This is a genomic window from Pseudomonas sp. GV085 (assembly GCF_003050925.1).
GTDB lineage: Bacteria > Pseudomonadota > Gammaproteobacteria > Pseudomonadales > Pseudomonadaceae > Aquipseudomonas.
The window spans coordinates 151,216-171,744 of record NZ_QAOV01000009.1; the positions used below are offsets into that span (position 1 = coordinate 151,216).

At 59.9% G+C, this 20,529-nt stretch carries 17 protein-coding genes and 1 pseudogene; 12 read left to right on the forward strand and 6 right to left on the reverse strand.

Going from position 1 to position 20,529, the window contains the following annotated elements; translation table 11 throughout:
- Positions 1-39 precede the first annotated feature (39 nt).
- On the reverse strand, positions 40-810 hold the full coding sequence (locus C8K63_RS19800; protein ID WP_108218241.1) for an N-acetylmuramoyl-L-alanine amidase: 771 nt from the start codon (positions 808-810) through the stop codon (positions 40-42).
- A gap of 742 nt (positions 811-1,552) precedes the next feature.
- Here C8K63_RS19800 and C8K63_RS19810 point away from each other — a divergent pair.
- From C8K63_RS19810 to C8K63_RS19820, 3 genes are all read left to right on the forward strand, one after another.
- A complete protein-coding gene (locus C8K63_RS19810) occupies positions 1,553-3,346 on the forward strand; it encodes a DUF1302 domain-containing protein (protein WP_108218243.1) in 1,794 nt (597 codons plus the stop codon).
- A 23-nt stretch (positions 3,347-3,369) separates the two neighbouring features.
- Entirely contained in the window at positions 3,370-4,740 is a 1,371-nt protein-coding gene (locus C8K63_RS19815; protein WP_108218244.1) for a DUF1329 domain-containing protein, read from the forward strand.
- A gap of 141 nt (positions 4,741-4,881) precedes the next feature.
- The gene (locus C8K63_RS19820) at positions 4,882-7,425 is read left to right on the forward strand and encodes a LuxR C-terminal-related transcriptional regulator (RefSeq protein WP_108218245.1); all 2,544 of its coding nucleotides are present in this window, start codon (positions 4,882-4,884) and stop codon (positions 7,423-7,425) included.
- Between the two features lie 15 nt (positions 7,426-7,440).
- Here C8K63_RS19820 and C8K63_RS19825 read toward each other — a convergent pair whose 3' ends face one another.
- Complete coding sequence (locus C8K63_RS19825; protein WP_108218246.1) at positions 7,441-8,241, reverse strand: IclR family transcriptional regulator; 801 nt, start codon at positions 8,239-8,241, stop codon at positions 7,441-7,443.
- Between the two features lie 164 nt (positions 8,242-8,405).
- Here C8K63_RS19825 and hmgA point away from each other — a divergent pair, with 164 nt between their 5' ends.
- Genes hmgA through maiA form a run of 3 tightly spaced genes read left to right on the forward strand, consistent with a single transcriptional unit; the run spans position 8,406 to position 11,666 of the window.
- Entirely contained in the window at positions 8,406-9,710 is a 1,305-nt protein-coding gene (hmgA, locus tag C8K63_RS19830) for a homogentisate 1,2-dioxygenase (RefSeq protein WP_108218247.1), read from the forward strand.
- A 3-nt stretch (positions 9,711-9,713) separates the two neighbouring features.
- On the forward strand, positions 9,714-11,018 hold the full coding sequence (fahA, locus tag C8K63_RS19835; protein WP_108218248.1) for a fumarylacetoacetase: 1,305 nt from the start codon (positions 9,714-9,716) through the stop codon (positions 11,016-11,018).
- 12 nt (positions 11,019-11,030) lie between these two features.
- Positions 11,031-11,666 (forward strand): maleylacetoacetate isomerase, encoded by a 636-nt coding sequence (gene maiA, locus C8K63_RS19840; protein ID WP_108218249.1) that lies wholly within the window; start codon positions 11,031-11,033, stop codon positions 11,664-11,666.
- A 132-nt stretch (positions 11,667-11,798) separates the two neighbouring features.
- Here maiA and C8K63_RS19845 read toward each other — a convergent pair whose 3' ends face one another.
- Positions 11,799-12,602, reverse strand: a complete 804-nt coding sequence (locus tag C8K63_RS19845) for a SirB1 family protein (protein ID WP_108218250.1) — start codon at positions 12,600-12,602, stop codon at positions 11,799-11,801.
- A gap of 183 nt (positions 12,603-12,785) precedes the next feature.
- On the opposite strand from C8K63_RS19845, the gene C8K63_RS19850 reads away from it, so the two are divergent.
- Positions 12,786-13,805: a Glu/Leu/Phe/Val dehydrogenase dimerization domain-containing protein gene (locus tag C8K63_RS19850; RefSeq protein ID WP_108218251.1), complete on the forward strand. Its 1,020-nt coding sequence runs from the start codon at positions 12,786-12,788 to the stop codon at positions 13,803-13,805.
- A gap of 193 nt (positions 13,806-13,998) precedes the next feature.
- Here the strand turns inward: C8K63_RS19850 and C8K63_RS19855 are convergent.
- Positions 13,999-14,238 (reverse strand): annotated as a pseudogene (locus tag C8K63_RS19855) (YebG family protein); the annotation flags it as partial.
- Positions 14,239-14,558: 320 nt separating this feature from the next.
- On the opposite strand from C8K63_RS19855, the gene C8K63_RS19860 reads away from it, so the two are divergent.
- Positions 14,559-15,059, forward strand: coding sequence for a phosphate-starvation-inducible protein PsiE (locus C8K63_RS19860; RefSeq protein ID WP_108218253.1), 501 nt, complete (start codon positions 14,559-14,561; stop codon positions 15,057-15,059).
- Here C8K63_RS19860 and C8K63_RS19865 read toward each other — a convergent pair.
- Positions 15,056-15,370: a DUF3509 domain-containing protein gene (locus C8K63_RS19865; protein WP_108218254.1), complete on the reverse strand. Its 315-nt coding sequence runs from the start codon at positions 15,368-15,370 to the stop codon at positions 15,056-15,058. The two genes, C8K63_RS19860 and C8K63_RS19865, sit on opposite strands and share 4 nt — an antisense overlap.
- Positions 15,371-15,679: 309 nt before the next feature.
- Complete coding sequence (locus C8K63_RS19870) at positions 15,680-17,056, reverse strand: L-serine ammonia-lyase (RefSeq protein WP_108218255.1); 1,377 nt, start codon at positions 17,054-17,056, stop codon at positions 15,680-15,682.
- A gap of 135 nt (positions 17,057-17,191) precedes the next feature.
- On the opposite strand from C8K63_RS19870, the gene C8K63_RS19875 reads away from it, so the two are divergent.
- From C8K63_RS19875 to C8K63_RS19890, 4 genes are all read left to right on the forward strand, one after another.
- Positions 17,192-18,139 (forward strand): LysR substrate-binding domain-containing protein, encoded by a 948-nt coding sequence (locus C8K63_RS19875; RefSeq protein WP_108218256.1) that lies wholly within the window; start codon positions 17,192-17,194, stop codon positions 18,137-18,139.
- A 214-nt stretch (positions 18,140-18,353) separates the two neighbouring features.
- Positions 18,354-18,761, forward strand: coding sequence for an HPF/RaiA family ribosome-associated protein (locus C8K63_RS19880; RefSeq protein ID WP_108218257.1), 408 nt, complete (start codon positions 18,354-18,356; stop codon positions 18,759-18,761).
- Positions 18,762-18,959: 198 nt separating this feature from the next.
- Positions 18,960-19,532 (forward strand): RNA polymerase sigma factor, encoded by a 573-nt coding sequence (locus C8K63_RS19885; RefSeq protein WP_108218258.1) that lies wholly within the window; start codon positions 18,960-18,962, stop codon positions 19,530-19,532.
- Positions 19,529-20,518, forward strand: a complete 990-nt coding sequence (locus C8K63_RS19890) for a FecR family protein (protein ID WP_108218259.1) — start codon at positions 19,529-19,531, stop codon at positions 20,516-20,518. The genes C8K63_RS19885 and C8K63_RS19890 overlap by 4 nt, the downstream gene beginning before the upstream one ends.
- Positions 20,519-20,529: the final 11 nt, after the last annotated feature.

The following is a 20,529-nucleotide window of genomic DNA, read 5'->3' on the forward strand; positions in this document are numbered from 1 at the left end:
GGTTGTTGCATTTGTCGGCTGGAAACCGTTTGTTACCGATCAGCCGGGAAAGTATTTGACTACCAGTGCCTTCAGATTGGCGGCTGTTTGCACGTCCATTTTTCCGTCGAAGTTGTCCGGGCGAAAATGCATCTGGAATGCCCGCACCAACTGTTGGAAGCCGCCGTCCGTTGACGCGCCCGAAACATCATATCCATAGGATTTGAACAACCCCAGCAATTCGCTTCGGGCTGGAACGCCCGAAGTGTTGTATTGGCGCAGATACTCATCTCGAGTGCTTTCATCGAACCAGGCGCCGACGCCTTTCAAGTACAGCGCCTGCCAGGGAAACATCGGCCCCGGGTCACTCTTGCGGCCGATCGAAACATCGGAGTGGCCCAAAACCTGCGTCGGTGTGATATCCGGGTAGCGCTTGAGGATGTTCAGCGCCAATTGTTCAATCGCAGCAATCTGCTCGGGGTGATACGGCGGGAAGGTGAATTCGCCTTTGTTGTCCGTCGCCAGGTTGACGACTTCAATGCCGATGGACGTGTCATTCAGATTGCTACGGTTACCCCACTGACTGACACCTGCGTGCCAGGCGCGACAGGTTTCATCCACCAGGCTGAAAACTTCCTGCACGGTATGGCCGGCTTTCAGGTAACTGGGGTCAGTGATATCTGGAATCAGATAGTGCGCGCTGACATACGGGCCGGTCAGGGCACTGACAGAACTTGAAAAGTTTGCGGCCGTGTAGTGAAGAACCAGAAAACGAATTCGACTGTTGAAACTTCTGATTGAGCGATACTGGTTGTAGTTGATGGGTTTCATAATTGCACTCGCATTAAGTAAGTTTGAAGCCGGACGAAGATAAAAGTCGTGCGCCGACTTGCTGTTCAACTTAATGGCTCGAGTGCTTTTGGTGTTTACCTATGCTTGTAGGGGCTTTCTGAAAGAAATGTAGGTATTCGAAGTCTTGCCTGGATGGTCAGGGGTTACCGACTGGCGGCTGTTACTCATCAAAAAACCATCGCCCATAAAAAAAGCGTGGGCACGCTCTCTTGTAGGAGCTGCGGTGCGGCGATGGTCGATAACGATAACGCGTGTGAACCGGATAAATGCGGTGTACTTGAGTCCCTCGCCAGCAAGCTGGCTCCTACAGTTTCCCGGGATTGCGTGAAGAACCATAAAAAAGGCCGCTGCAAACGCAGCGGCCAAGGTAAGACGTTGGATCAGGAGCTACAAATCAACGTCAGTGAACACGGGGCGATGAACCGAATCCTCAATTCATCTGAAGTCTTTCATCACGGCGCAGGCCGGCACATCGTGCCTGGAATGGTTTACCGTGACAGCCACGTAAGAATAAGCCCTTGGTGTCGTAGGAAAAATACCAATTACGGACATGCACTGTTGCAACCACGGCAACAGTCAGTATTGCTCTGCTCGTCCTCTGGGTGATGACCCTGTGTCAGTCATCCTTTAGAGGTACACCACGAATACCTCCTTGGTGTGCTTATCGACCCCGGTGCCCGGCAGTAGGGTGAGGCCTTCTGTCACTCACCGGGGAAGACGCATGACAAAAACAACAATGCGCGCCATCTTCACACCACAGGCGCTGGCGGCTGCGGTTGCATTGGGTTGCTGTGCCCAGGCGCAGGCCATTTCGTTCAACATTGGGGAAATCGAGGGGACGTTCGACTCCTCGCTGTCGGTCGGCGCGAGTTGGGGCGTGCGTGATGCGGATAACGCCCTGGTGGGCATTGTCAACGGCGGTTCCGGCCAGTCTTCGACCGGTGACGACGGGCGATTGAATTTCAAGAAGGGCGAAACCTTCTCGAAGATCTTCAAGGGCATTCACGACCTCGAGCTGAAGTACGGCGACACCGGTGCGTTTGTGCGTGGCAAGTACTGGTACGACTTTGAACTGAAGGATGAAAGCCGGCCGTTCAAGGACATCAGCGATCACAATCGCAAAGAAGGCGCCAAGTCTTCAGGCGGACAAATCCTCGACGCTTTCGTCTATCACAACTACTCCCTCGCCGATTTGCCGGGCACTGTGCGCGCCGGCAAGCAGGTGGTCAGTTGGGGCGAAAGCACTTTCATCGGCAACTCGATCAACAGCATCAACCCGGTCGACGTGTCCGCGTTCCGTCGACCGGGGGCCGAGATCAAGGAAGGCCTGATTCCGGTCAACATGCTGTTTGCCTCCCAGGGGCTGACGGACAAGTTGACGGTCGAAGGCTTCTATCAACTGGAATGGGATCAGACGGTTGTCGATAACTGCGGCACTTTCTTTGGCGTCGATGTAGTGGCGGACGGCTGCAACAAGGGCTACACCGTCGCCAGCCCGGCCATTGCACCGCTGCAGCCGATTGCTGCTGCCTTTGGCCAGGGCTTCAAAGTCAGCAAGGAGGGGGTGATCGTTCCCCGTGGTGGCGACCGCGATGCCCGGGACTCCGGGCAGTGGGGCACGGCATTGCGCTGGCTGGGGGACGACACCGAATACGGCCTGTACTTCATGAACTACCACAGCCGCAGCCCGAACGTCGGGACTACCACCGCCGGGCCCGGTACGCTGGCAAGCCTTCCGGGGATCGTTGCCGCCGCCAATCGCATCGCCCCCGGCAGTGGTTCGGGCCTGGCCCAAAGTGTGATGCTCGGTCGCGGCCAGTATTACCTCGAATATCCGGAGGACATCCGCCTCTACGGTGCGAGCTTCGCTACCACGTTATCCACCGGCACCGCGTGGAGCGGGGAAATCAGCTACCGCCCCAACCTCCCGGTGCAGGTCAACACCAATGACCTGACCCTGGCCATGCTCAATCCGATTGCAGGGGGGGCGGCATCGCCCATCGCCACTTCACCGGGGGCCGACAACAAAGGCTACCGCCGCAAGGAGGTGACTCAAATCCAGAGCACCCTGACGCATTTCATCGATCAGGTTGCGGGTGCGGATCGCCTGACCCTGGTGGGCGAGGCGGCGGTGGTTCGGGTCGGTGGGCTGGAGCCTCGCACCAAACTGCGCTACGGCCGCGACTCGGTGTTCGGTCAGTATGGTTTCGGCGGTGATACCAATGGCTTCGTGACCTCGACGTCGTGGGGTTATCGCGCCCGGGCCATCCTCGACTACAACAACCTCATCGCCGGGATCAATTTCAGACCCAACCTCTCGTGGTCCCACGACGTCGCAGGCTTTGGCCCCAACGGTCTGTTCAACGAAGGCGCCAAGGCCATCAGCCTCGGTGTCGACGCGGACTATCGCAACACCTACACCGCGAGCCTGAGTTACACCGACTTTTTCGGCGGGGACTACAACGTCCTCACTGACCGTGACTTCGTGGCGTTGAGCTTTGGTGTGAACTTCTGATCTGGCTGAAAAGGATGAATTCAATGCGCAAGATGATTCTGCAATTGGGCGCCGTTCTGACTCTGAGTCTGCTGGCTGCCAACGTGATGGCTGCGGTGTCGCCGCAAGAAGCTGGCAAGCTCGGCACCAGCCTTACACCGCTCGGTGCCGAGAAGGCCGGTAATGCCGATGGCTCGATTCCGGCCTGGACCGGCGGCATCCCGAAAAACGCTGGTGCGGTGGACAGCAAAGGTTTCCTGGCTGACCCGTTCGCCAACGAAAAGCCGTTGTTCGTGATCACCGCGGCGACCGTCGACAAGTACAAGGACAAGCTCTCCGACGGCCAGATCGCAATGTTCAAGCGCTATCCCGAGACCTACAAAATTCCGGTCTACCCGAGCCATCGCACCGTGGCGTTACCGGCGGAAATCTATGAGTCGGCCAAACGCAGCGCTCTGAACGTAACACCGATCAACGACGGTAACGGTCTGGCCAATTTCACCGGCAATCGCTACTACGCGTTCCCGATTCCGAAGAATGGTGTGGAGGTGATCTGGAACCACGTCACTCGTTACCACGGCGGCAATCTGCGGCGCACCGTCACCCAGGCGACACCGCAGTCCAATGGCGATTTCACCGTGATCCGCTTCAAGGACGAGGTCGCCGTGCCTTCGTTGCTCGGCGATCTGAAGCCGGGCGCCGATGAAAACGTCCTCAACTACTTCAAGCAGGAAGTGACCGCCCCGGCCCGGCTGGCGGGTAACGTGTTGCTGGTTCACGAGACCCTCGACCAGGTCCGGGAACCGCGCAAGGCCTGGATCTACAATGCTGGCCAGCGGCGGGTACGGCGTGCGCCGCAGGTGGCCTATGACGGCGTCGGCACCTCGTCCGATGGCCTGCGCACCACCGACAATTTCGACATGTTTTCCGGCGCACCGGATCGCTACGACTGGAAACTGGTCGGCAAGAAGGAGATGTACATCCCCTACAACAGCTACAAGCTCGACTCGCCAGATCTCAAGTACACCGATGTGATCAAGGCCGGGCACATCAATCAGGACCTGACCCGCTATGAGCTGCACCGGGTCTGGGAAGTCGTCGCCACGGTCAAGCCGAACGAGCGGCACGTGTACGCCAAGCGCCACATGTACATCGACGAAGACAGCTGGCAAGTGGCGCTGGCCGACCACTACGACGGGCGTGGTCAGCTCTGGCGCGTCGCCGAAGGGCATGCCCAGTTCTACTACGATCACCAGGTGCCGGCCTACACCGTCGAAGCGCTGTATGACCTGATCGCCGGTCGCTATATTGCCCTGGGAATGAAGAACGAAGAGAAGCGCAGCTTCGAGTTCAACATCGATGCAAAAGCGGGGGACTACACGCCGGCAGCTTTGCGTAGTACAGGGGTTCGGTAGGTTTCCTACAGTCTCCTGCACAAAAAGGTGACTTCACGGTCACCTTTTTTATAGGGGGGGATCAGTGTGTTGAATACTTCTTCAACAAGCGCTCGGGAGAGGTCTAGGGTGGCGCCAGAATTATAAAAAAGGCGCATCACTATGACTGTAATGACGCACTGTCTGGACCGCCCCGGTTTCCTGCCCCGACTGTCGTCCCATCATCTGTCCCGCGAGCGGTTGATCGAGCCCATGCTGGTCTCGACTGCGCGGGTGAAGTTGCTCTGCGCACCGGCCGGTAGTGGCAAGAGCGCGTTGCTCAGCGAATGCCTGATGCGTGCACCCCAGAACTATCGGGTCTGTTGGCTGCCGCTTGCGGGGACTTCGTTGAGTGCAGCCGATTTTCTGTTGCGCCTGGCGCAAGCGTTGGGGTTGCCCTCGGCGGATGAGCCAGGGCTGCTGGCGCATCTGGCGCGATTGCAGACGCCCACCTGGCTGTTTCTCGACGATTTCTGCCGCGCACCCAACCCGGAACTCGACCGGATGCTCGATCGCCTGTTGGCCGTCGCCAGCCCGATGCTGACCTGGTGGCTGAGCTCCCGTCGACGACCCTCCTGCAACTGGCCGCGGCTGCTGCTGGATGATGAGTTGTACGAGTGCGAAGGCCGGATGCTGGCATTTACCGAGGCCGAAGTCGGGCAGTTGCTCAGTCATGTCGAACCGACCCTGGCGGCACAAACCGCCAAAAGGGTAGTTGAGCGCAGCGGTGGCTGGTGCGCTGGCGTGCGGATCGCGTTGCTCAATGGTTGTCCGTGGTCGGGTGAGCAGGGGCGTTCGGCGACGCTGCGCGATTATCTGCAGCATGAGTTGTTCAACACCTTGCCGCCGGAATTGGTCGAGGTCTGGCAAGTGTTGGTTCATCTGCCACGCTTCAACGCCAGTCTGTGCGAGCATCTTTTCGGTACGGGTGAGGGCGCCCAGTGGCTGCATGTGTTGCAGGAAATGGGTTGCTTCATTGAGCCCTGGGAAGACTCCGTCGAGTGGTTGCGGATCTTTGAGCCATTAGCCCGGGCGATGCGTGAAGAGCCGACCCCGGCCGGGCGATCCTGGCATCGCCGCGCGTGCCAATGGTTCAGCACCGAAGAAGACTGGCAAGGTGCGTTCGAGCAGGCTCTGTTGGCGCAGGAGTTCGAAGTTGCGGTCAGCCTGCTGCAGCACTTCAGCCTCGAACATTTGTTCCTGCGCGAAAATGCCTGTCTGTTGTTGAATCTACACGAGCGTCAGCAGGCTGAGCTGACCCTCGTTACACCGCAATTGGTGGGACTGGTTAGCGCGGCATTGTTGTTTGCCGGGCGCTTCGATCATGCCGCCGCGTGCATCGAGCAATTGGCACGATTTGCCCCACAGCCTACGCAGGCGCTGCAACGGCAACTGCTGGCACGCTGGCAGGCACAACAGGGCTGGTTGCTGCATTTGCAAGGTCGCATGGGGGCGGCCCGCGCGCACTTTCTCGACGCGCTGGCCGAGTTGAGCGTCGATGCCTGGCCGGTGCGATTGTTGTGCTTGTCGGGTTTGACCCAGCAGGCCTTGCTCAACGCCGAACTCGATGCGGCGCAGACGTTCAATCGTGAGGCGCTGTGTCTGGCGCGCGCCCAAGGCTCGCTATTGTTCGAAGGGCTGCTTGAACTCGATCACGCGCAGTTGCTGGAGATGCGCGGAGCGCCCCGGCGCGCCGAGAGCTTGTTGGCTGAGGTTTTTGCCTTGTTGTCCCGACAGGCTGATCGACCGACGCCGTTATTGGGGCGAATTGCCTTGCGGCGAGGACGGTTGGCCCTCTGTCAGGGACAAGATGAGTTGGCCGCCGGTTTCTTCCAGTCCGGCCTGGAAGACTGCCTGCAAAGCCAGGACAAGCACGCGCTGTATGGCTTTCTCGGGCAAGCGCAGATGGCCGCCAATCAGCGCGATTACGCCCTTGCGTTTGATCGTTTGCGCGAAGCCGAACGCGTGATGCAGCAGCGGCAGATTCCCGATACGGTGTATCGCGGGGTGCTGCTGCAAGTCAGCAGCCATTTCTGGTTGCAGCAAGGGCGACCGGAGTTGGCCTGTGAAGCGCTGACCCGTGTCTTGCGTCACTATCGCGGGCCTCGCGCACGCCACGCGCCACCGGCCACGCTTCAGCTGATTGCCCGTATCGAGTACCAATTGGTGTTGGCGCAGATGCATTTGCAACAGACGCAAAAGCCGCTGGATCGGCTGCAAGCGTTGCTCGATCACGCGCAACGGCATGCCATGCTGGCGCTGGAAACGGAATTGCATTTGGTGATCAGCGAAGTGGCGGACCTGACCGCTGAGCCCAGGCTGGCCAAGGCGGCTTTGGAGGCGGGCCTGGCGCTGGTGGAGCGCTGTAATGGGCAACAGGCGTTGCGTGAACTGGGGCTGCGCCAGCCGAACTTGCTCAGCCGTTTGCGTGGGGAAGAGTCGGTGACGGCCATGCTCGCCGATGTCAGCCCGCTGAGTACCCGGGAGATTGAGGTGCTGGGTCTCATTGCCCAAGGCGGTTCCAATCAGCAAATTGCCGAGCGACTGTTCATCTCCTTGCATACGGTGAAAACCCACGCACGGAGAATCCACAGTAAATTGGGGGTTGAGCGTCGGACGCAAGCCGTGGCGATGGGCAAGAAGCTGGGGCTGATCCTGCCCGTCTGATCAGCGCCGTTGCGTTCAGGTTGTCAATGCGTCTGGCTGGTAGCCCATGCGCCAACTCACTGCTCGTGTGGCAGACAGCAAACGCTGCGCCGCGGGACCGTTTTCATCGGCATGGAACAGCGAGGTCGGCCCGACCACGGTCAGTACTGCCGCAATCTTGCCCATGGCGTTGAATACCGGTGCCGACAAGGCATCCACACCGGGCATCAACAATCCATGCACATGATGCAGGCCCCGTTGGCGGATCTGTTCGCACATCGTCGTGTACGCCTGATCGTCCGCCAAACTGTGGGTGGCGCTGCCCTGCAATTCCTGGTCGCGCAGGTCCACGGTTTCACGCCTGGGCAGGTAGGCGCCAAATACCAGTCCCGTCGAAGAACTGAGCAATGGCAACACCGAGCCCAGTTGTGTCACCACCGTCACCGCACGCACCGCCGGTTCGATATGCACCACGGTCGCGCCCTGGTTACCCCATACCGCCAGAAAACAGGTTTCGTTCAAGTCGTCACGCAACTCGGCCAAGGGCAGGGCGGCGACTTTCAGCACGTCCATACTGTTGAGTGCCGCCAACCCTACGCGCAAGGCTTCGCGGCCCAGGCCGTAATGGTTGGTGGCGGCGTTCTGTTCGGCAAAACCGCTGGCGATCAAGGCCTGCAAATAGCGGTGAACCTTGCTCGCCGGCATCTGCACGTGTTCAGCCAGGCGCGACAGCGAAGTCGAGGGCGACAACTCGGCCAGAGCCTTGAGGATGTCGGTGCCAACCTCGGCCGAGCGGACTTTCTGTTTGCCGTTGCTGTCGCTGGTAGGTTTTTCCATGGTGGCGGTTTGATCCTGTAACGAATGGGCGTCTTTATAGCTTGACGGTCAATACCAATCAAATTACGTTATGCGTAATCTAATTACGATAAAAATAACCAAGGCAGGCCAGTCACTCTTCCAAAGGGTGACCGGCATTGCCGACTCCCTGTTCAGGAGGCTCCATGAACCCCGATTCAACGACGCCAGCGCTGGCCTACCTGTCAGGCTTCGGTAACGAATTCAGCAGCGAAGCGTTGCCCGGCGCACTGCCCGTCGGCCAGAACTCCCCGCAAAAAGCCCCGTACGGCCTCTACACCGAACTGTTCTCCGGCACGGCGTTCACCATGCCGCGCAGCGAGGCGCGGCGCACCTGGATGTACCGCATTCAGCCGTCGGCCAATCACCCGGCATTCGTCAAGCTTGACCGGCAACTGGCCGGCGGTCCGCTGGGTGACGTGACCCCCAATCGCCTGCGCTGGAACCCGTTGGAGATTCCCGCAGAGCCGACCGATTTCATCGACGGTCTGGTGAGCATGGCGGCCAACTCGGGCGCGGAAAAACCGGCCGGGATCAGCATCTACAACTACTGCGCCAACCGTTCCATGGAGCGTGTGTTCTTCAACGCCGACGGCGAGATGTTGCTGGTGCCTGAACTGGGGCGCCTGCGCATTGCCACCGAACTCGGTGTGCTTGAACTGGAGCCGCTGGAAATTGCCGTACTGCCACGTGGTCTTAAATTCCGCATCGAACTGCTCGACCCGCAAGCCCGCGGCTACGTCGCCGAAAACCATGGTGCGCCGCTGCGTCTGCCGGACCTGGGGCCGATTGGCAGCAATGGCCTGGCCAATCCACGGGACTTCCTGACCCCGGTGGCGGCCTACGAAAACCTGCAACAACCCACCACCCTGGTGCAGAAATTCCTCGGCCAGTTGTGGGCGTGCGAACTCAATCATTCACCGCTCAACGTGGTCGCCTGGCACGGTAATAACGTGCCGTACAAATATGACCTGCGCTGTTTCAACACCATCGGCACCGTCAGTTTCGATCACCCTGATCCGTCGATCTTCACGGTATTGACCTCGCCAACCAGCGTCCACGGCCTGGCCAACCTCGACTTCGTGATCTTCCCGCCGCGCTGGATGGTGGCCGAGAAAACCTTCCGTCCGCCATGGTTCCATCGCAACCTGATGAACGAATTCATGGGTTTGATCCAGGGCGAATACGACGCCAAGGCTGAAGGTTTTGTGCCCGGTGGTGCTTCGTTGCACAGCTGTATGAGTGCCCACGGTCCCGACGGTGAGACTTGCACCAAAGCGATCAACGCTGACCTCAAGCCGGCGAAAATCGACAACACCATGGCGTTCATGTTCGAGACCAGCCAGGTGTTGCGCCCAAGCCGTTTCGCCCTCGATTGTCCACAACTGCAAAACACTTACGATGCCTGCTGGGCTACGCTGCCCGCCACTTTCGACCCGACCCGGAGATAACCCATGACGCAGACTTCCATCACTCGCAGCTGGGTTGCATCCGCCAACGGCCATGCTGATTTCCCCCTGCAAAACCTACCGCTGGGCGTATTCAGCCTCAAAGGCTCGGCACCGCGCAGTGGCGTGGCCATCGGCGAGCATATCTTTGATCTGCAAGCGGCCCTGGAGGCGGGGTTGTTCGATGGCGCTGCGAAAACAGCGGTCGAAGCAACCTGTGGCGGCCAGCTGAATGCGTTCTTCGAACTGGGCCGCGAGGCTCGCGTCGCGTTGCGCGAGCGTTTGCTGGAACTGTTCGCCGAGGGCAGCACCCTGCACGGCAAGATCGAAGCCCAGGGCGCAAAACTGCTGCCTCTGGCGGTGGATTGCGAAATGCACCTGCCGGCGAAAATCAACGATTACACCGATTTCTACGTCGGCATCGAGCACGCGCAGAACGTCGGCAAACTGTTCCGTCCCGACAACCCGCTGCTGCCGAACTACAAGTACGTGCCAATCGGCTACCACGGTCGCGCGTCGACCATTCGCCCATCCGGTACCGACGTCCGCCGCCCGAAAGGCCAGACGTTGCCGGCCGGTCAAACCGAGCCAACCTTTGGCCCTTGCGCGCGCCTGGACTACGAGCTGGAACTGGGCATCTGGATCGGTCAGGGCAACGACATGGGCGACTCGATTGCCATTGGCGACGCCGCCGATCACATCGCCGGTTTCTGCCTGCTCAACGACTGGTCGGCACGGGACATCCAGGCCTGGGAATACCAGCCGCTGGGGCCGTTCCTGTCGAAGAGCTTCATCACCAGCATCTCGCCGTGGGTCGTCACCGCCGAAGCACTGGAACCATTCCGTCGCGCCCAGCCTGCGCGTCCGCAGGGCGATCCGCAGCCGCTGCCGTACTTGCTCGACAAGCGCGATCAGGCCGCTGGCGCGTTCGACATCGAACTGGAAGTGCTGCTGCTCACCGAGGCCATGCGAGAGCAGAACCTGCCGGCCCATCGCCTGACCCTGAGCAACACCCGGCACATGTACTGGACCGTGGCGCAAATGGTCGCGCACCACAGCGTCAACGGTTGCCAACTGCAGGCCGGTGATCTGTTCGGTTCGGGCACGTTGTCGGGTCCTGAGAACGGTCAGTTCGGCAGCCTGCTGGAAATTACCGAGGGTGGTAAAAAACCGATCGAGCTGGCGTCGGGCGAGGTGCGTAAATTCCTCGAAGACGGCGACGAAATCATCCTGCGCGGACGTTGCCGTCGTGACGGTTTTGCGTCCATTGGCTTTGGCGAATGCCGCGGCAAAGTGCTGCCGGCACGCTGAGAGGAGCGGGGCATGGAACTCTATACCTACTACCGTTCGACGTCTTCGTACCGGGTGCGTATCGCTTTGGCGCTCAAGGGCCTGGATTATCAATCCTTGCCAGTCAACCTGATCGCACCGCAGGGTGGTGAGCATCGGCAGCCACCTTATCTGGGTATCAACCCGCAGGGGCGCGTGCCGGCCTTGCGCACGGATGAAGGCGAACTGCTGATCCAGTCTCCTGCGATCATCGAATACCTGGAGGAGCGTTATCCACAGGTGCCACTGCTGTCCAGGGACCTGACTGCCCGTGCTCACGAACGCGGCGTGGCGGCAGTGATTGGTTGCGATGTGCACCCATTGCATAACGTCAGCGTGCTCAATCGGCTGCGCCAGTCGGGCCACGACGAACCGCAGGTGGTGGAGTGGATCGGCCACTGGATCGGCCAAGGGTTGGCCACGGTTGAGCAGTTGATTGGTGATGACGGTTACTGCTTCGGCCCCGAGCCTGGGTTGGCGGACGTCTACTTGATCCCGCAGCTGTACGCGGCCGAGCGTTTCAATGTTTCTCTTGAAGCTTACCCGCGAATCCGGCGAGTGGCGGCATTGGCCGCGACGCACCCGGCGTTCATCAAGGCGCATCCGGCGAACCAGCCAGATACGCCTTGACGCCTCACACCGTCCCAATGTGGGAGCGACGGTGCGGCGGTCCGACCTGCTCGCGATAGCGGTATGTCAGTCACATTGATTTGACTGACACCCTCTCTTCGCGAGCAGGCTCGCTCCCACAATGATTTGTGATCAGTGAACGATGGCGTTCGGCGGCAAATGTCCCAACCGTTCCGTCAGGCGAATCCGCTGGATCGGATCGTCGCTGAGCAGCAGCGCGTGCTCCAGGTCAAAACGCTCGGCGTTCGGGCAGTCCAGCCGCTGGTACAGGCTGGCCCGGGCCAGATAGTCGGAGGCACTGGCGTCGCCCAGTTCCAGGACGCGATCGGCGTCGATCAAGGCATTGATGAAATCGTCGTGGGACAGGTACAACTGGCGCAGGTTGCGCGACAGCCGTTGCAGCATCTGCACCGGCTCGGCGGTTACCAGGTGCTCGGCGCTGAGCTTCATGTTCGGGCCGTACTGGCGCTGTAACAACTCCCGACAATCGTTTGGATAAAGACGACGACCGCCGCAGGGATCGAGCAAATGATCGGCACCCGGCACCCGCAGTAGGAAATGCCCGGGGAAGTTGACCCCGACCAGGGGGATTTCCAGGCCCCTGGCCAACTCCAGCGCAATCAGCCCCAGCGTCAAGGGTTGCCCTCTTCGGCGTTCCAGTACCTTGTCCAACAGGGCCACTTGCGGGCGCAACGGCGTGAAATCGTCCTGGGCAAAGCCAAGGTCGTTCATGCGCCGCAGCAGCGGCTGGGCCAGTTCACTGACCGGCAGCATCGGCAAGCCGCCACTGACCCGTTGCTGCAACACCTGGAAATCGGCCAGCAGTGCTTGTGGCTCCACCTCGCTGTCGTGCTCGACCGCAATCCACAGTGCCGCCTCGAACAGCGCGGGCGGTGAACGTTGCAGGCAGGCGAAAAACGATTGGCGCGGGGTCATCAAAATCTCCGGGCAATGCCTCGTTTTAGCCCCCTCTCTGGCGTTCGTCCAGTGCCGTACAAGGTCGGATGCAGGTTATTTCCTAAAGCTTGGATCGTGAACGTGCTTATTCCGGTGCGCTTCTGCAATTTTTGGGCGCAAGCCTATACTGGCGTCTACAAGAAGTGATTCGGGAGCCTTACGATGTTCGCTCTCATGCAAAGCACCCGCCTTGAATCGCTGCATCTGAGCGTCGACTCGGTCACCGGGTTGAAGGCGGTCATTGCCATTCATAACAGCCGGCTGGGGCCTGCCCTGGGTGGTTGTCGTTACCTTGCCTACCCCAGCGACGAATCAGCGATCGAGGATGCCGTGCGCCTGGCCCAGGGCATGAGCTACAAGGCTGCGCTGGCCGGGCTGGCGCAGGGGGGAGGTGTGGCAGTCATTGTCCGCCCGGCCCATGTTGCAAACCGCAGCGCGCTGTTCGAAGCCTTCGGGCGCTGCATCAATCAGCTTGATGGTCGCTACATCACCGCCATCGACAGCGGCACTTCGGTAGCGGACATGGATTGCATCGCCCAACATACCCAGTACGTCACCAGCACCACGTCGGCGGGAGACCCGGCGCCCCATGCGGCGATGGGCGTATTCGCCGGCATTCGCGCCACTGCCATGGCGCGGTTGGGTAGCGATAATCTCGAAGGTTTGCGCGTAGCGATTCAAGGCTTGGGCAATGTCGGCTATGCCCTGGCGGAGCAGTTGCACGCCGCCGGTGCTGAACTTCTGGTCAGCGATATCGATCACGGCAAGGTGCAATTGGCCATGGAGCAACTCGGTGCGCACCCGATCGCCAACGAAGCGCTGCTTAGCACACCTTGCGATATCCTCGCGCCCTGCGGCCTGGGCGGTGTACTCAACAGCCATACCGTGACGCAATTGCGCTGCTCGGCGGTGGCCGGTTCGGCGAACAATCAGCTGACGCATCTGGACGTCGCCGACCAACTGGAGCGCCGTGGCATCCTGTATGCGCCGGATTACGTGATCAACGCTGGCGGGCTGATTTACGTGTCGCTCAAACACCGCGGCGAACAACTGTCGACCATCACCGCGCACCTGTCGAAAATCAGCTCGCGCCTGACTGAAGTGTTCGCCCACGCCCAGGCGGAAAAGCGCTCTCCCGCACGGGTGGCCGATGAGTTGGCGGAGAAAGTGTTGTACCGATAGAAGCTCGGGCGATCTTTTTTATACCGGGCATGAAAAAGGCCCTGGGTCATTCGACTCAGGGCCTGTTCAATTCGGGCTGTGCCTACTTGGCGGCTTTGGGGGCCTTGGCAGGCTTGGCCGGGGCGATCGGCTCAGCGGCTTCAACGACCTCGAGCGCTGCGACAGGTTCTACGACTTCAACCGGTGCACTGAGCAATTCGGACAGAGCGTCCGGCTGGCTCTTGAACGCCTTGGCGAACACGTCGCGATTCTTCGCCATGTAGATCCCGGCTTCTTCCACTTGCTGCTCGGTCAGGGACGGAACGGCTTTTTGCAATACTTCAGCCAGCAATTCGGCCAGCTCGAGCATTTTGTCATGACGGTCAGCTTCGGCTTTATCCATGAACAAGCGCTCCAGATCTCGGCTGCTGCGGTATACCACTTCGACGGCCATTCACCACCTCACATGCCTTCACATTGGTTGTCGATTTCGACTACTGTATTTTTATACAGCTAAAAGGATAAGCGAATCCCTGTCTTTTGGGTAGTGGCTTTTTAATGTAGACCGGATATCCGGATTTGCATTGTTCCCTTTGGGAGCAGGCTTGGTCCGGGCGGCGTTCCGACGAAGAGGCCGGTGAAATGGCCACAAAAGTGTCCAGCAGCAGACCATCCTCATCTCACTCAACAGCCTCTGGCCTTTTTTCTGCATGCAGAAAAACCGTCACGTCCAACCCGCATCATCCGGTCGAGCCGACCTAAGGAAGCAGCATCGTGAAAATCAACTGGGCCGAAAAACTGCGGCAGAACGTGCATGGACTGGCCGAGTCCCTGGGCAATCTGTTCGTCGAAACCTTCCACTACCTGGCGCTGTTCGCCATTGGTGCGGTGACCGCGTGGGCGGCGGTGATGGAATTCCTCGGGATGATCGAAGAGGGGCACATCAAGATCGATGACATCTTGCTGCTGTTCATCTATCTGGAACTGGGAGCGATGGTCGGGATTTACTTCAAGACCAATCACATGCCGGTGCGCTTCCTGATTTACGTGGCGATCACCGCGCTGACGCGGCTGCTGATCTCCAACGTTTCGCACCACAACCCGCCGGACCTGGGGATCATCTACCTGTGCGGCGGGATTCTGCTGCTGGCGTTTGCGATTCTGGTGGTGCGTTATGCTTCGTCGCAATTTCCTTCGGTGAAGATCGAGAACCCACACCGCAAGACAGGTGCGGGCTCCAGTGAGCATCCGGAAGTAGAAAAGGGCGAGCTTTAAAGCCCCATGGCGGGTCGGGGCCGCCCTTTGGCTGGTGGCGGCAGGTTGCGTGTGCCGCCATCGGTCATGGATTCGAGGATGGCCACGGCACTGTCGCCTTGTTCGATTGCAATGCCGAATTGAATGCTTTGAACCAGACGCTTGAGACGCTGGGGGTCATTGCGTTGTTCGGCGCTGATCATGCGTTTGGCCACCACGCGGCCATTGTTGGAAAGCGTCAGCATGATGCTGCCGTCCAGGCCCTGAATGCTCAGGTTGATCTGGTAATCCGCTGCAAAGGCATCGGTAATGAGCTGGAAAGGGTTGTCCATGATGCGTCACCGCCTGATTGAACGTGCAGTTGTTGACCGGCCGTGATCGGGTTGGTTCGCAATGCCTGACCACCGGCCATCTCGCCATCATTGTTCCAGCAAGGATGTAGCAAGGGGCATGCCGACAAAATTGTTGGACAGAAAACACATTCTGTAGGAGCGAGCCTGCTCGCGATGGTCGTGAACGATAACGCGTAAAACCAGATGGTTTGCGGCGCCTGAGGGTTTTTCGCGAGCAAGCTCGCTCCTACAGGGGCCGCGTTTTCTGCACGTTTCAGGGCAATAAACCTCGACGTGCCTCCAAAGCGATCAACATTCCACCCAGTTCACCGCCAGTCCGCCCCGCGACGTCTCTTTGTATTTGTCGTGCATGTCGGCGCCGGTGTCGCGCATGGTGCGAATCACCCGGTCCAGGGAAATGAAGTGCTGGCCGTCGCCACGCAGGGCCATTTGTGTGGCGTTGATGGCTTTCACTGCGGCGATTGCGTTGCGCTCGATGCACGGCACTTGCACCAGTCCGCCAACCGGGTCGCAGGTGAGGCCGAGGTTGTGTTCCAGACCGATTTCGGCGGCGTTTTCCAGCTGCTCCGGGGTCGCACCCAGTACCTCTGCAAGGCCCGCGGCAGCCATGGCGCAGGCGGAGCCGACTTCACCCTGGCAGCCGACTTCGGCCCCGGAGATCGAAGCGTTTTTCTTGCACAGGATGCCGACGGCCGCTGCGCCCAGGAAGAACGCGACTACGTCGTCGTCAGACGCATCGGCATTGAATTTCATGTAGTAGTGCAGCACCGCCGGAATGATCCCCGCCGCGCCGTTGGTCGGCGCCGTGACCATGCGCCCGCCGGCTGCGTTTTCTTCGTTCACGGCAAGGGCATACAGGTTGACCCATTCCATTGCCGACAAAGTGGAAGTAATGACATTCGGCTTGCCGATTTCCTGCAGGCTGCGATGCAGTTTCGCCGCTCGGCGTGGAACATTCAGACCGCCGGGCAGGACACCTTCGTGGCGCAAGCCTTGCTCGACGCATTCACGCATCACCGACCAGATATTCAGCAAGCCCTGGCGGATCTCGGCATCACCGCGCCATGCCCGTTCGTTGGCCATCATCAGTTCGCTCACCCGCAGCCCGTGCTCGTTGCACAGCTTGAGCAGTTCGGCGGCGCTGGAGAAATCGTAAGGCAGCGCCACATCGCCAGCCGGTGCGATACCGGATTCGGCTTCGGCCGCTTCGATGATGAACCCGCCGCCCACCGAGTAATAGGTTTGCTCGAACAGTTCGCCGGTTTCACCGAAAGCTGTCAGGGACATGGCGTTGGGGTGGTAGGGCAGGCTCTTGTCGAGCAGCAGGAGATCGCGTTGCCAGTCGAAGGCAATGTCCGCAACGCCTGTCAGGCACAATTTGCCGGTTTCGCGCAGGGTGTGAATGCGGCTGTCGATGGTGGTGGGATCAATGCGGTCGGGCCATTCGCCCATCAGGCCCATGACGCAGGCGCGGTCCGTTGCGTGGCCGACGCCGGTCGCTGAAAGAGAGCCGTAGAGACGAATTTCCACGCGACGCACATCAGCCAGAAAACCCTGATCGACCAGTGCCTGGGCAAAGGTTGCGGCGGCGCGCATCGGACCGACGGTATGGGAGCTGGACGGGCCGATGCCGACTTTGAAAAGATCGAAAACACTGATAGCCATGCTAAAGCCTGTACATGAAATGGAAGAGGAGTCGCCGCCATTTTTGTAGGACAAGCGCAATGTCGGCGATACTGCCCTTCAAGGTCCTACGTGACCAACGAAAATTCCTAAGACATCCTTTAGCAGGACTAAACGATGAGTCGTCAATTGCACGCCCAGACCTATGTCTGGTTGAACGTGTTTGCCTGTGCCGCGCGGCACCTGTCGTTCACCCGCTGCGCCGAAGAGCTGCACATCACACCGGGAGCCGTCAGCCAGCAGATCCGTCAGCTGGAAGAACGCCTGGGTTTTCGCCTGTTTCACCGCCGTGCCCGCGGAGTCGAGCTGAGCGCCGAGGGCCAGCGCCTGGCCGTTACCGTCAACGAGGCCTTCGGCAGCATCGACGCGGAATTGCGGCGACTGGATGCGGGCATGATCAGCGGGATTCTGCGGGTACGTTCGATTCCGTCGTTCCTGAGCAAATGGCTGACGCCGCGCCTGCCGCGATTGCAGCAGCGTTTTCCGGATATTCAGTTGCGCCTGGTAGCCGAGGACAGCAGCGTGCCGTTGCATGAAGGCGACTTCGATCTGGCGATCGACCTGAACGACGGCAGCTACCCCGGTCTGTTATCCACAGCCTTGCTCGATGAGCAGATTTTTCCGGTGTGCGCGCCGAGCCTGTTGCGCGGTCGTCCGCCGCTGCACGGTCCGGCAGACCTGATGCACTTTCCCTTGCTGCACGACATCACCGCCTGGCGCGGCAGCTATGAGTACGCGGAATGGGAGTTTTACCTCAACGCCATCGGCTTCGAGGGGGCGGATGTGCGACGCGGGCATACCTTCAATCGCAATCACCTGACGATCGAAGCGGCCATCGCCGGGATGGGGGTGGCGATTGCCCGACGGACACTGCTCAACGATGAGCTGGAGCGTGGGGCGTTGATCGTGCCGTTCGGCCTGGCGGTGCCCAATCACAAGCGCTACATGCTGCTTTACGCACCAGGGGCGTTGAGCCATCCCGGCGTGCGTGCGGTACATGACTGGCTGGTGGAAGAGGCGGGGATTTTTCGCAGCCTGCACCCGTTGGGGGAGCGGCAGATGTAAGGAATTTTGACCGGTAAGCAGGGCGACCCAACTCCCGACAGTAACAGTGCTTTTGCTCATTGTCCGGTTTTTTTTGCGTATGAATATTTATCTTTTTTCAGGGGTTGAATTGTTCAGCGTACAGACCGATTGTGTAAGCAAGAGGTCACGGTGATGACGCCCAAGGGCTTAGCTGACCGGCCTCTCGCGAGCTAGCTGAAATAAGGGATGAACTATGCAAATCCAAGTCAATAGCGATAACCATATTCAAGGCAGTAAACGACTGGAGGAGTGGGTACGTACGACCATTGAGAGCACGCTCGAACGCTACGAAGAGGACCTGACACGGGTCGAGGTTCACCTGCGGGACGAGAACGGCGACAAGCCGGGTCCCCACGACATGCGCTGCCAACTGGAGGCGCGGCCAAAAGGCCATCAACCGGTTTCCGTCACCCATAAAGCCTCCACCATGGAGCAGGCTATCGACGGTGCAGCCGTCAAACTTGAACATGCGCTGGAGCATATGTTCGGCAAATTGCGCGGCAAACGCGCCAATGTGGTGCCCATCGAGAGTGGCGCCCATGCCGACCATCTACTGGAAGAAGAGTTTCTTGAGAACGAACAGGCAGCGCTTAACGGCTGACACCTGATTCACTTTTTTACCTTCCCATGAAAACGGGCCTGCATTGCAGGCCCGTTTTGTTTTCGGTGGCTTTTGGATTCCATGGGGCATGGGCTGGTCCTTTTGCATTTGAGAATATTTATCATTAATATTGCGGTCTTGCCGGCCCCCCCTGACGCTGTCGTGGCCTCCCCCGGTTTTCAGGTCGAAACATGAACGATGATCACTCTGCCCCCTGACCCCCACGATATCGAACGCGACGAACAGCGCGTTGACCGTGCGCATTTTCTCCAGGTGTTTCTCTCCCGGCGTTCACAAATGGAGGCGCTGGTGAGCCGGCGCGTCGGTTGCCGGGCGACGGCGGCCGACCTGGTGCAGGACTTGTTCCTGCGTTTCTGGCGGCGGCCGCTGGTGCAGGTCGAGGAGCTCGGCACTTATCTGCTGCGCTGCGCCGGCAATATCGCCATCGACCATTTGCGCAGTGAAGGCACGCGGGTCCGGGCCAGCGAAGGCTTGATGGTGGAACCACCGGACAGCCATGGCAGCGGACCGCAAGCGGCGCTGGAGGCGGGCAACGATTTGCGCCACGTTGAAGCGGCGTTGCGCGCATTACCGGAGCGCACGCGGCAGATCTTTTTGCTCAATCGCATTCATGGCCGCAAGTATGCCGAGATCGCCAAGGCCATGGGTTTGTCCCAAAGTGCCGTGGAAAAACATATGATGCGCGCCCTCGAAGCCTGCAAGGCCAGCCTTCGGGAACCAGAATCGCGTACGCCAGGGAAAGCACCGTGAACCACTTCGAACGCGTCATTCCGACGCCCGCTCAGGAGCAGGCCGCGTTGACCTGGCTGAGCCTGTTGCATGACCAGCCCAGCAGTGGTGACCAGGCGACGTTCAGCCAGTGGTTGCAAGCCGACCCCGCCCATGCCGAGGCGTATGCCCAGGCGCAAGTGCTGTGGGAGTTGAGCGAAGTGCCGGCGCGCACCCTCGCCCATGAAGACGCCTTTGCCTTGCAGGGGTATCTCAATGCCATGGACAAGTCACGACGCAGCAGGGTCGGGCGCTGGTCCGGTGTGCTGGCGATGGCCGCGTGCCTGCTGTTAATGATCAGTCTCGGCACAGGCTGGCAGCCGATGCGCTGGATTGATGACCTGGGGGCGGACTACGTCTCGGCGCCAGGAGAGATCCGCACCGTCACCCTGGCGGATCAGTCGCAGGTGACACTGGATGCCGATAGCGCCATCGCCGTGGATTTCAGTCGCGGTGAGCGGCATGTGCAACTGCGCCGCGGCGCCGGATTTTTCAGCGTCACCCATAACGGCGAGCCATTTGTGGTGGATGCCGAGAAGGGGCAGACGCGGGTCCTGGGTACGCAGTTCGAAGTCCGTTTGCAGCCCCGCGGTGCACAGGTCACGGTGCTGTCGGGACGGGTTGGCGTGACGGCGGACCAGAACGCCGAACAGCAAATTCTCACCGCTGGCGAGCAAGTCGCCTACGGCGAAGGCTCGGCGGAAAAACTCCACGCCGTGGACAGTGAAGCGCAGTTGGCATGGCGCCACGGCTGGCTCAATTACTACAAGGCGACATTGGCCGATGTGGTGCTGGATTTGGCGCGCTATTACCCAGGGCGGATCGTGTTGCTCAATGATGAACTGGCGACGCGGCGGGTCAGTGGCAGCTTTCCGAGCAGGAACCCGCAGGCGGTATTGAGTTCGTTGCAGGGGGTGTTGGGGTTTGAGCAGCATCAGGTGTTGGGGCATCTGATTATTTTGCGTTGATCCGGCCTCTT